This window comes from Serratia sp. CoH_134_PS_4 (assembly GCF_058190535.1).
In genome coordinates, this window is sequence record NZ_JBXWKI010000014.1 from 1 (window position 1) to 11928 (window position 11928).

Here is an 11928-nt window from a genome sequence, read left to right on the forward strand (position 1 = left end):
GAAGTGAAACGCCGTAGCGCCGATGGTAGTGTGGGGTCTCCCCATGCGAGAGTAGGACACTGCCAGGCATCAATTAAGCCAAGAGGCCATCCGCAAGGATGGCCTTTTTGCTGTGTGCGAAAGAAAAAGATTACGCAGCTACGCTGCGCTTTTCAACCAATCCACGATGAAATCAGCAATACATTCTGGGTTATTGAGATCCAACAACCTAACCTTTTCAGTGATTAACCGATCGCTGGCAACGGCGATAACAAACTCATCCAACATATCTTCAAGTGGCCTGCCTATCTCTTCACGATAGATAATGATCTTGCTGACAGGCTCATGTTTAAACCCCTCGACGAGAATGAGGTCGACCTTGGTGCGATCAAAACGACTGGCCAGATACTGAAGATCCAGGGGCGGCTGTTCTGGTGTTTCGGTCATTAATGCCCAACGGCGATCGCTGGCGACCAATGTTTGATTGGCACCGGCTTTGCGCAGTTCATAACTGTCTTTTCCTGGCGTATCCACATCCATATCATGATGCGTATGCTTTATCAGTCCGACACGGATTTCCCGCTGCTTTAATAAAGGAATCAATTGTTTAAGCAGTGTGGTTTTACCTGTTCCACTGTAAGCGGCAATAGCCAGTAACGGGGGAAAAGAATTATTCATTGGTGAGTCCTTTTTCCTGCAGCCAACGCTGGCAATCTTCCTGAGTATTCAAATTATGGAATGCCGCTTGCTGGCCTTCGAAGGTTATTTTCCCTGCACCTACCGCATCCAGGAACAACATCAATTTGCGTTCTCCGCGTGCCAGATAAGCGGCTAACTGAGGTACCAGGCTGGTGTGCAGCAGCGCCAGGGTTGGATGTGCCCGCTCCCCATCGCTGGCATAGGCGGCCAAAGCCTGCCCCTTTTGCTGCCAGAGCTGTTCAACCAATGTCGAGGGAAAGTCGGGGACGTCGCAGGGTACAAAGGCGACCCACTCTGTCGTCGCGTGTTTTAGCCCTGCCAGCATGCCAGCTAGCGGCCCGGAAAAATCTGCTGTCAGATCGCTGATGACAGGCAGACCGCTTTCCCGATAGCGTGTCTGATTGCGATTGGCGCTAATTGCTATGTGGCCCACTTGCGGCCGTAGCCGAGAAAGTACGTATTGATATAGCGGTACACCGGCAACGTGAACCAGGCCTTTATCTTCCCCGCCCATACGTGTTGCGCGCCCACCGGCTAAAATAATGCCGGTAATATCCTCGTGCATAATTATTATTCCGAATTTATGGCTAACGCCCTGATTGTAGCGCTAAAGCCGGTATGGCATCAGGATTTACCTTTATTGACAAGCTGGTTCTTTCACTGCGTTGGTAAGCCTGCTACTTTGTGTGTTTATTCATTCTAATGGACGATATTGCGATGAAAACGCACCGCGTAAACGAGCTGATTGAGCTGTTACAGCCAGCTTGGCAGGAGGATCCGGATCTTAAATTGATTCAGTTTTTGCAAAAGCTGGCAAAGGAAGCCGGTTTTCAGGGCAGTCTGGACGAACTGAGTGATGATATTCTGATCTACCATCTGAAAATGCGCGGCAGCGCCGGCACTGAGCAGATCCCTGGCCTGAAGAAAGACTACGAAGAAGACTTTAAAACAGCATTACTGCGCGCCCGCGGCGTGATAAAGGATTAACATTCGTGCGATACGGTGAACCCGTTGCTCGTGAAGCCTATCATTAATGCTACTATTTCTCATTCCCGGCACAGTGATGTCACCAAAAGAAACCGAATGTTGTTATGAACAACTCTGCTTTTAATTTTCAGACCCTGTCGCCCGACCTGATTATGGACGCGCTGGAAGGGATTGGCCTACGGGTCGACTCCGGGCTAACCGCACTCAATAGCTATGAGAACCGCGTCTATCAGTTTATGGATGAAGATCGTCAGCGCTATGTGGTGAAGTTTTACCGGCCCGAGCGCTGGAGCGCGAAGCAAGTTGGTGAAGAACACCAGTTTGCCCAAGATCTTGCTCTGGCGGAGATCCCCGCAGTTGCTCCTTTGCTCCTGCAAGGGCAAACATTGCATACGCACAGTGGTTTCTTTTTTACTGTCTTTCCCAGCGTTGGGGGGCGGCAGTATGAGATTGATAATCTCGATCAGCTGGAGTGGGTGGGGCGTTTCCTTGGGCGTATTCATCAGGTGGGCAGTGAAAGCCTGTTTGTTGAGCGCCCGACAATGGGCATTGAAGAGTATCTGACTGCACCGCGTGAGGTACTTGCTGGTTGTGAACTGTTGCCGAAGGCACAGCGAGAAAGCTTTCTGAAAGCGGCCGATACGCTGATTGAAGCGATTAAACAGTGCTGGCATTTGGACTGGCAGCCGCGTCGTTTGCACGGTGATTGCCACCCAGGCAATATTCTGTGGCGTGATGGCCCGCTGTTTGTTGATCTTGATGACGCACGTAATGGCCCGGCTATACAGGACTTGTGGATGCTGCTGCACGGCGAACGTCGCGATCGCTTGATGCAGTTAGATGTTCTGCTGGAGGCTTACTCAGAGTTCGCCGAGTTTGATCAAAGTGAATTGGCGTTGATCGAGCCGCTGCGTGCGATGCGTATGCTGTACTACTTGGCATGGGTCGCTCGCCGCTGGCAAGATCCTGCATTCCCTAAAAGTTTTCCGTGGATGGCGGAGTCTGATTTCTGGTTATCTCAGACGACGGCATTCACCGAGCAGGTTAAGCTGTTGCAGGAACCCCCTCTGCAGCTGATGCCAATGTATTGAAGCTTTAACACAATGGAGAGTTTAGTCTTATGAAGAAAATATGGTTGGCACTCGTTGGCATGGTAATGGCATTTAGTGCCTCGGCTGCGCAGTTTAGCGATGGCACTCAGTACGTAACCCTGGATAAGCCAGTGACCGGTGAACCTCAGGTGCTGGAGTTCTTTTCCTTCTATTGCCCGCATTGCTATCAGTTTGAGCAGGTTTATCACGTTTCTGAAAATGTGAAAAAAGCACTGCCTGCGGGCACCAAAATGACCAAATACCACGTTGAGTTCCTGGGGCCGCTGGGCAAACAGTTGACTCAGGCATGGGCTGTTGCAATGGCGCTGGGCGTGGAAGATAAAGTCAGCCCGTTGATGTTTGAAGCGGTGCAGAAGACCCAAACTGTGCAAACCCCGGACGATATCCGCAATGTATTTGTGAAAGCAGGTGTGAGTGCGGCGGATTATGACGGAGCATTGAACAGCTTCGTGGTTAAATCCCTGGTGGTTCAACAGGAGAAAGCCGCAGAAGATCTGCAATTGCGTGGCGTCCCGGCTGTATTTGTTAACGGTAAATACATGGTTAAAAACGATGGTCTGGACACCAGTTCGATGGATGCTTACGTGAAGCAATTCGCCGACGTGGTTAAATACCTCAGCCAGCAGAAGTAACCGAGATTAAACGTTAAAAAGCCGGCTTAGCCGGCTTTTTTTTCTCTATTGCCGCTTCAATTTATCAAGCAGGCGATCTTTGTCCTGCCACAGGGTATTGAGCCAAAGTTGGAAACGTCGCTTGAACTGCTTGTCGTTGAAGTAATCCCCATGCAGGTTTTCATCGATTGGCAGCAGCTCAATTCTCACCACAATGCGTTTCAATCGACCGCATAACATATCCATAAACGGCCGCTCAGTATTATCCGGATAAAGTAGGGTGACGTTTAACACTTTATCGAACTGCTTACCTAATGCACTGAGTGTAAAAGCAATACCTGCGGCTTTAGGGGCCAGTAAATTGCGGTAGGGGGAATTGCTTTTAATTTTCTTGGCTTCAGTAAAACGCGAACCCTCTACAAAATTGACGATAGTGGTCGGACGTTTACGAAACTTCTCGCAAGAACGGCGTGTGGTTTCGATGTCATTGCCGCGCTTTTCAGGGTGCTTGAGTAAATAGCCACGCGAGTAGCGTTTCATGAATGGCATATCCAGCGCCCAGCAGGCCAGACCGACAAAGGGTACCCAGGCTAGCTGTTGCTTAAGAAAGTATTTATTCATGGGAATATGGTTACGGAACAACACGCAGAGCACCACAATATCCGACCAGCTTTCGTGATTACTGATCAGCAGATACCAGTTTTTACGTTGCAGCCCTTCCAGCCCTTCAATATCCCAACGCAGTTGCCCGTTAATTCGCAATAGCAGTGCCAACCCTACACACCAGCACCACATCATAAAATCGGCAAAGGCTGAGATGCGTTTCCACACGGCAGGAAAGGGCACCAAGAGTTTAATGATGCCGGCCAGTGTGATTGGGATCGAACACAGTACGGTCACCAAAATGGCGAGCAGGGCAGAAAGTATAAAAATAACAGGGGATAACAATCTTGGCATGGTTATGGGCTGACGGTTGATGAGAACAGCGTTACATGCCGGTATGCATGAACAAAAAAATATTTTAACAGAAATTAAAGAGGGAAAGTGCCTGTTAACAGTAACTGTTTTGTCGCGGAAGAAATAGGCAGTTGCTGCGTTTTCGTGCAACCTTTTCATCTTGTGCTATGGTAATTGAGGCGCCAAATTTGATGAATAGTGCGATTAAAATTGAGTGCAAGTTATATCCACAAATCGTGTAAAAGTCGATAATCACTCCTAACGAAAATAGCGCCATTTAACGCAGTGATTTAAATAGGAATTTTATTTCCCATTATAACGATAAACGCATCGTTATAATTTATTGTCTTTTCTATGCACAAAGTTATCCACAGGTAGGATCTTGCGGATCGCTTCGCAGAATCACATGATTTTTATCCTTAATGCACGCTAAGGTTCGTCTCAGGCGGCCAGCTATGGCATTCTTACCGCTATGTCCGATCACGATAAAGATAAAGTAACGCTATGGCCCAGATTGCAGAAAACCCATTAATCCTGGTTGACGGTTCCTCGTACCTCTACCGCGCTTATCATGCCTTCCCTCCGCTGACTAACTCTGCGGGTGAACCGACCGGGGCAATGTACGGCGTGCTGAATATGCTGCGCAGCCTGCTGTTGCAGTATCAGCCAAGCCATGTTGCGGTGGTGTTTGATGCGAAAGGAAAAACTTTCCGCGATGAGCTCTTCGCAGAATATAAATCGCACCGGCCACCGATGCCGGACGATCTGCGCGCGCAAATTGAGCCGCTGCACAAAATGGTCAAGGCCATGGGGTTACCGCTGCTGGTCACGCCTGGCGTGGAAGCAGACGACGTGATAGGTACGCTGGCACAGCAAGCCGAAAAAGCGGGTCATGCGGTGCTGATCAGCACCGGTGATAAAGACATGGCGCAGCTGGTCACACCGAATGTCACCCTGATCAACACAATGAACAATACGATCCTCGGCCCACAGGAAGTGTGCGACAAGTATGGCATTCCTCCAGAGTTGATCATCGACTTCCTGGCGCTGATGGGGGATGCCTCGGATAACATACCTGGTGTGCCTGGTGTGGGCGAGAAAACGGCTCAGGGGCTGTTGCAGGGGCTTGGTGGGCTGGATGTGCTGTATGCCAATCTGGACAGTATTGCGACGCTCAGTTTCCGTGGCGCCAAGACGATGGCGGCCAAGCTGGAACAACACAAAGAGATGGCCTACCTCTCCTACAAGTTAGCGACCATCAAGACTGACGTCGAGCTGGATCTCACCTGCGCCGATCTCGAAGTGTCTTCGTTAGACGTAGACGCGTTGCAACAGTTGTTCAAACAGTACGAATTTAAACGCTGGCTGGCAGATGTTGAGGCCGGTATCTGGCTGGAAGGTAAAAAGGGGACTGGCGTGAAAGCCGCCAGTGCGCCAAAGGCCATTGCGGCAGTTGAAAAAGAGCCTGCCGAAGCGACGTTGTCGCAAGAGGGCTATGTCACCATTTTGGATGAAGACACGTTCGCCGAGTGGTTGGAAAAACTTAAAAAAGCCGACGTGTTTGCCTTTGATACTGAAACCGATGGCCTGGACACACTGACCGCAAATCTGATCGGCCTGTCGTTTGCTATTGCCCCGGGTGAAGCGGCTTATCTGCCCGTGGCGCATGACTATCTTGATGCGCCAGTGCAGTTGGACCGCGACCATGTGTTGGCCACTCTGAAGCCGTTACTGGAAGATGAGAAAGCGCTGAAAGTCGGGCAAAACCTGAAGTTTGATATGGGCCTGTTGGCACGTTATGACATCCGTCTGCGTGGTATTGCCTTCGACACCATGCTGGAATCCTACGTGCTGGACAGCGTGGGAGGCCGTCACGACATGGACAGCTTGTCCGATCGCTATCTTGGTCATAAAACTGTGACCTTCGAAGAGATTGCCGGTAAGGGTAAAAAACAACTTACCTTCAATCAAATCGCATTGGAGCAGGCGGCACCTTACGCTGCCGAAGATGCCGACGTCACGCTGCAGTTGCATTTGGCAATGTGGCCACAGTTGCAGGAAAGCGCCGAACTGTTGACGGTATTCAATGAGATAGAAATGCCGCTGTTGCCGGTGTTATCACATATAGAACGGACCGGGGTGCTGATTGATCAGAGTATTTTGGCTACGCATTCTATCGAACTGACCAAGCGCTTGGCTGAATTGGAGATTCAAGCCCATGAACTGGCGGAAGAGCCATTCAATCTGGCGTCGACCAAACAGTTGCAGGCCATTTTGTACGAAAAACAAAAGCTGCCGGTATTGAAGAAAACCCCGGGTGGTGCGCCGTCGACCAACGAAGAAGTATTGGCGGAATTGGCACTGGATTACCCGTTACCGAAGGTGATTCTGGAATACCGTGGGTTGGCAAAACTGAAAACGACCTATACCGATAAATTGCCACTGATGATCAATCCGGTCAGTGGGCGCGTGCATACTTCCTATCATCAAGCGGTGACGGCGACAGGGCGGCTATCTTCCAGTGATCCGAACCTGCAGAATATTCCGGTGCGTAACGACGAAGGGCGCCGCATCCGTCAGGCATTTATTGCCCCAGAAGGTTACCGTATCGTTGCTGCCGACTATTCTCAGATTGAACTGCGCATTATGGCCCATTTGTCTCAGGATGAAGGGTTACTGAAGGCTTTTGCGGCTGGCGAGGACATCCACCGTGCCACCGCCGCAGAGGTGTTTGGCCTGCCACTCGACAAAGTGACTAACGAACAGCGTCGCAGTGCGAAGGCGATTAACTTTGGCCTGATTTATGGGATGAGCGCATTTGGTCTGGCGCGTCAGTTAGGGATCCCTCGTGGTGAAGCTCAGCGTTACATGGATCTCTACTTTGAGCGCTATCCAGGTGTACTGGACTACATGGAGCGTACTCGCCAACAGGCGGCCAGTCAGGGTTACGTCAGTACGCTGGATGGTCGCCGGCTGTATCTGCCAGACGTAAACTCCAGCAACGGCATGCGCCGTAAGGCGGCCGAGCGCGCGGCGATTAACGCCCCAATGCAGGGGACCGCTGCGGATATTATCAAACGCGCGATGATTGAAGTGGATGCCTGGTTGCAAGCCCAAGAGAAACCGCTGGTACGTATGATCATGCAGGTACACGATGAATTGGTGTTCGAGGTGCATGAGTCGGTGATTGAAGAATCCAGCCAGCATATTCGCGAGCTGATGGAAAATAGCATGATGCTGGCAGTGCCGCTGAAGGTGGACGTAGGCGTGGGTGCTAACTGGGATGAAGCCCACTGATCATGTTGAGGTTCGCCAGCCATATCCACCTTGGATCTGCTAACTGGCGATAACCTAAGCAGTTTTTGTAATTAAGCTACAAGATACGGCGATTGTTTCTCCAACCTCGCCGTTATTACGCGCTAAACTGTGTAAGTAAACTACAAAAAATTCTTTTGCACTGCGAAAAAATCATGTAAAGTTACTCGCGTAGGGTACAGAGGTAAGATGTTCTATCTTTCAGACCTTTTACTTCACGTAATCGGATTTGGCTGAATATTTAGCCGCCCCAGTCAGTATTGACTGGGGCGTTTTTTATTGTAAAAACAAAGTAAAACCATCGTTTTCTCTTATCTCCCTCACCCTATTCTGCTTCAACAAATCTTCTGTAATTGCCCGTTTTTCTTACTCTTCACATTAAATCGCTATAAGAATTTATGATGGCTTTTGGTCATAACTGTAATTAGATAACGAAAAATGCCTGAGCTCACAGGTTTTTGAGCATAAAAAAAGCCGATGTGTTTTCACATCGGCTATTGCGGTACCTGCGGTATTTTATTCGCCAGCGGTGTCGTCATCTTCTGGCAGCACTTCCGGTGGGATCTCGTTAAACCAGGTATTCAGTTTTTGGCTCAGCTTGTCGACGCCGATTTTTTTCGGTGAAGAGAAAGCTTCAACCTGGATATCGCCCATAAATGGCACGACGGCTTCACGTACCATATTGAGTTGTGCCTTACGCGCACCGGATGCCAACTTGTCTGCCTTGGTCAGCAGAACCAGTACCGGAGTGCCTACATCGACGGCCCACTGAATCATCTGCTGGTCGAGGTCTTTTAATGGGTGACGGATATCCATCAGCACCACCAGACCTTTCAGGCAGTTGCGCATTTGCAGGTATTCACCCAAAGCACGCTGCCATTTGCGTTTCATTTCTTCAGGCACTTCCGCGTAGCCGTAGCCGGGCAGGTCGACGAGGCGAATGCCTTCTTCAACCTCGAACAGGTTGATCAGCTGCGTACGTCCCGGCGTTTTACTGGTACGCGCCAGGCTTTTCTGGTTGGTCAGTGTATTTAACGCGCTGGATTTACCGGCGTTGGAACGGCCGGCGAACGCGACTTCAATACCTTCATCCCCCGGCAGGTGGCGAATATCGGGCGCACTGGTGACGAAATGGGTCACATGGTAATTGTAATTCTTGCTGGTCAAAATTTTTCGTCTCCGTGAGGATGGCTAACTGGTTGGCGATTATAACTGCATCAGCGGTAAAAATGGTGTGTTTCTCTGTTTTTAAGCGCCAAGCTAGCAGGGCATGGCTGTGGGGCCTGCTCACACGTGTGAGACATTCGCCATTCGAATAGTGGGTAATGTCGCTTTATTCGAAAGCTGTTTTTTTTATTTTAATTAAAAAACAAAAAGTTAATTATCCGCTGCATTCTTCGATATGCCAATTACACGGCAGATGCCTTGAGCGTAAGCGTTGATCGCGTAAAGTAGCTTTTAGCACAAGGCTGTGCCGGATTAAGGAACATCCAGGAAGGGTGATAAATCTCATGGAGAGCACGGGGCGTGCTGATGAGTACCAGGAAGAATACAGAAGGAACTGATCTGTTTGCATCTGAATATGCAAATAGCACAAGGATGGTGAAGTCACTGCAATTGGGATGCCAGCAGGAAGCACGCTCAGGAGGAGCGAATGCGTACGGATTGCGCCATGGACGATTTTCCTTTCAGGATGAAGGATGTAGTGTGGCAGGGAATGCGGTTATAGCAAAAGGAAAGACCAGGATGTTGAGTGTGCGCAGGGATCGCGTAGCAGGAATATCCTTCGAAAGAAGGGGCAAATAGGCGGCGGGTTTAACCTGCCGCCTTTTTTCTTTGTTCGCTTTCTGCTAGATTCCGCCGCAATCGTATAGCATCTATCTCTATACTGAATCTACATACCTAAGAGCATACGCTATGAACCAGCCATCAAAAGCACCTCGCGCCCCACGCAGCAGCGCGGCGACGTCGAAAACCAAAAAGAAAAGCCGTGTGGAGCTCGATCAGGAAGCCCGTGAACGCAAGCGTGCAAAAAAACGCCGTGGTCTTGCTTCCGGTTCTCGCACCCAGGTTGAGTCCGCGAAGACGAAAAATAAAGCAGGGGCAGAAACCAAAGATCCGCGCATTGGCAGTAAAGTGCCGGTAGCGCTGGTGGTTGAAGCCCAGCCAAAAGCCAAACCGCAGGCAAAACCAAAAGCTGAAGCGAAACCTAAACCTCGTCTGTCGCCGGAAGAAGAATTGGCGAAGTTGGAAAATGATGAGCGTCTGGATGCACTGCTGGATCGCATTGATGACGGTGAGACGCTGAATGCTGAAGATCAGTCCTACGTTGATCAGACACTGGACCGTATCGATGCCCTGATGGAGCAGCTGGGTATTGAGTTGGGCGACGACGATGAAGAAGAAGAAGAAGAGAAGCGGGAAGATATCCTGAAACTGCTGAAAGGCGGTAACCCAAAAGACGTAATTTAACGCGTCATGTGGTTGATCCTGACAATAGCCCTACTCTTGATGTGTTATCTGCTGTGGTTATTCGGTAAACTATGGCGGCTGTCTAAACGTAAATCACGTTACCGCAGCGCTTCCGCGGCCAGACAGCGTAGACAACTGCCCATTTCCCGGCCCGGTAGGAAAAAATATCGGAAGGAGTGAGCATGTCAGAACAGGCAATTGTCTGGGATCTGGCCCTGATCCAGAAATATAACTATTCAGGGCCGCGTTACACCTCATACCCCACAGCGCTGGAGTTTAACCAGGACTACGACGAAGCGGCGTTTCAACGCGCCGCGGTGCGTTATCCTGAGCGCTCTCTGTCGCTGTATGTACATATCCCTTTCTGCCACAAGCTCTGCTATTTCTGTGGCTGTAATAAGCTGGTGACGCGTCAGACACACAAGGCGGATGAGTATCTGGCGGTGCTGGCACAGGAGATCGCCCAGCGCGCCCCCCTGTTTGCCGGGCGTAAGGTTGGCCAGTTACACTGGGGCGGCGGCACACCGACCTACCTAAGCAAAACGCAAATCAGCACGCTGGTAGCGCAGTTACGGCAACACTTTGATTTTCTCCCCGATCTTGAAATGTCGATCGAAGTCGATCCGCGTGAGATTGAGCTGGATGTGCTCGATCATTTACGCAGCGAGGGCTTTAACCGTCTGAGCATGGGTGTGCAGGACTTCAATAAAGACGTGCAGCGGTTGGTGAACCGCGAGCAGGATGAAGCCTTCATCTTTGCGCTGATTGCCCGCGCCAAAGCACTAGGCTTTAATTCCACCAATATCGATCTGATCTATGGATTGCCAAAGCAGACACCAGAGAGCTTTGCTTACACCCTGCAGCGGGTGGCAGAGCTAAATCCGGATCGTCTGAGCGTATTTAACTACGCTCATATGCCGAATTTATTCGCGGCCCAGCGCAAAATCAAAGACGTGGATTTGCCGACGGCACAGCAGAAGCTGGATATCCTGCAACAGACCATCGCCTCCCTGACCGAATCGGGTTACCAGTTTATTGGCATGGACCACTTTGCACGCCCAGATGATGAACTGGCGGTGGCGCAACGTGAAGGAAAGCTGCACCGTAATTTCCAGGGGTATACCACCCAGGGCGACAGTGATCTCCTGGGGCTGGGGGTTTCGGCCATCAGCATGCTGGGTGACAGCTATGCGCAGAACCAGAAAGAGCTGAAAACCTATTACAGCCGCGTTGAAGCGCAGGGCAATGCACTGTGGCGCGGCCTGGCTATGACGGAAGACGATTGTTTGCGGCGTGAGGTGATCAAAACGTTGATTTGTAACTTTAAGCTGGACTACCTGGCAATAGAACAGCCGTTCGGCATCAGCTTCGCCAGCTATTTTGCTGAAGATTTGCAACTGCTGGCGCCGTTTGAACGTGACGGGTTGGTGGAACGCAACGAGCAGGGTATCCGTGTTACGCCACGTGGCCGGTTACTGATCCGCAATATCTGCATGTGCTTTGATATCTACCTGCGTCAGCAGGCGCGCACGCAGCAATTCTCTCGGGTTATTTGAGGAATAAAAAAACAGCCGCATTAGCGGCTGTATTTTCGATTAACTATTTAACTCAAAAAATTAATCAGTGCTGCGCACAGCACCGCAGCCACGGCTGCCTGTGGCGTGTGGCTGGCAGCGGAGCCAAGCGCTGCACCTTGGGAAATGAATGCGACAAATGAGTCCAGCATCGAGAGCCTCCAGAGTGTGCGCTTCGATCATACTGCTGCCTTACTGGCTGTAAAGTCTGACATAGCGGTT

At 50.5% G+C, this 11928-nt stretch carries 12 protein-coding genes; 7 read left to right on the forward strand and 5 right to left on the reverse strand.

The features are described 5' to 3' along the window. Nucleotides 1-138: 138 nt before the first annotated feature. Both mobB and mobA read right to left on the reverse strand, forming a co-directional pair. Nucleotides 139-657, reverse strand: a complete 519-nt coding sequence (gene mobB, locus AC2FCQ_RS19450) for a molybdopterin-guanine dinucleotide biosynthesis protein MobB (protein ID WP_490308880.1) — start codon at nucleotides 655-657, stop codon at nucleotides 139-141. Continuing rightward, entirely contained in the window at nucleotides 650-1243 is a 594-nt protein-coding gene (mobA, locus tag AC2FCQ_RS19455; protein ID WP_490308881.1) for a molybdenum cofactor guanylyltransferase MobA, read from the reverse strand. Before mobA ends, mobB begins: the two co-directional genes overlap by 8 nt. A 152-nt stretch (nucleotides 1244-1395) precedes the next feature. Between mobA and AC2FCQ_RS19460 the strand changes: the two genes are divergently transcribed. The 3 genes from AC2FCQ_RS19460 (at nucleotide 1396) to dsbA (ending at nucleotide 3409) form a co-directional block, all read left to right on the forward strand. Continuing rightward, entirely contained in the window at nucleotides 1396-1665 is a 270-nt protein-coding gene (locus tag AC2FCQ_RS19460; protein WP_490308882.1) for a YihD family protein, read from the forward strand. A 104-nt stretch (nucleotides 1666-1769) separates the two neighbouring features. Further along, nucleotides 1770-2756 carry a serine/threonine protein kinase gene (locus AC2FCQ_RS19465; RefSeq protein WP_490308883.1) on the forward strand — a complete coding sequence of 329 codons (987 nt, stop codon included), beginning with the start codon at nucleotides 1770-1772 and terminating at the stop codon, nucleotides 2754-2756. Nucleotides 2757-2785: 29 nt separating this feature from the next. Next, the gene (gene dsbA / locus AC2FCQ_RS19470) at nucleotides 2786-3409 is read left to right on the forward strand and encodes a thiol:disulfide interchange protein DsbA (RefSeq protein ID WP_037421819.1); all 624 of its coding nucleotides are present in this window, start codon (nucleotides 2786-2788) and stop codon (nucleotides 3407-3409) included. A 45-nt stretch (nucleotides 3410-3454) separates the two neighbouring features. Here dsbA and yihG read toward each other — a convergent pair whose 3' ends face one another. Beyond that, entirely contained in the window at nucleotides 3455-4345 is an 891-nt protein-coding gene (gene yihG, locus AC2FCQ_RS19475) for a 1-acylglycerol-3-phosphate O-acyltransferase, YihG family (protein WP_490308884.1), read from the reverse strand. 504 nt (nucleotides 4346-4849) lie between these two features. On the opposite strand from yihG, the gene polA reads away from it, so the two are divergent. Then, complete coding sequence (polA, locus tag AC2FCQ_RS19480; protein WP_209640206.1) at nucleotides 4850-7642, forward strand: DNA polymerase I; 2793 nt, start codon at nucleotides 4850-4852, stop codon at nucleotides 7640-7642. Between the two features lie 207 nt (nucleotides 7643-7849). Further along, nucleotides 7850-7897 (forward strand): small protein SpfP, encoded by a 48-nt coding sequence (gene spfP, locus AC2FCQ_RS19485; protein WP_071892919.1) that lies wholly within the window; start codon nucleotides 7850-7852, stop codon nucleotides 7895-7897. Nucleotides 7898-8176: 279 nt separating this feature from the next. Here spfP and yihA read toward each other — a convergent pair whose 3' ends face one another. Continuing rightward, on the reverse strand, nucleotides 8177-8827 hold the full coding sequence (gene yihA / locus AC2FCQ_RS19490) for a ribosome biogenesis GTP-binding protein YihA/YsxC (protein WP_209640203.1): 651 nt from the start codon (nucleotides 8825-8827) through the stop codon (nucleotides 8177-8179). A 750-nt stretch (nucleotides 8828-9577) separates the two neighbouring features. Here yihA and yihI point away from each other — a divergent pair. Together yihI and hemN are read left to right on the forward strand one after the other, a co-directional pair. Further along, on the forward strand, nucleotides 9578-10132 hold the full coding sequence (gene yihI, locus AC2FCQ_RS19495) for a Der GTPase-activating protein YihI (protein ID WP_265556782.1): 555 nt from the start codon (nucleotides 9578-9580) through the stop codon (nucleotides 10130-10132). Between the two features lie 182 nt (nucleotides 10133-10314). Then, a complete protein-coding gene (gene hemN, locus AC2FCQ_RS19500) occupies nucleotides 10315-11688 on the forward strand; it encodes an oxygen-independent coproporphyrinogen III oxidase (RefSeq protein ID WP_265556781.1) in 1374 nt (457 codons plus the stop codon). Nucleotides 11689-11735: 47 nt separating this feature from the next. On the opposite strand, the gene AC2FCQ_RS19505 is transcribed toward hemN, so the two are convergent. Beyond that, nucleotides 11736-11858, reverse strand: a complete 123-nt coding sequence (locus AC2FCQ_RS19505; RefSeq protein WP_209640194.1) for a YshB family small membrane protein — start codon at nucleotides 11856-11858, stop codon at nucleotides 11736-11738. Nucleotides 11859-11928 lie beyond the last annotated feature (70 nt).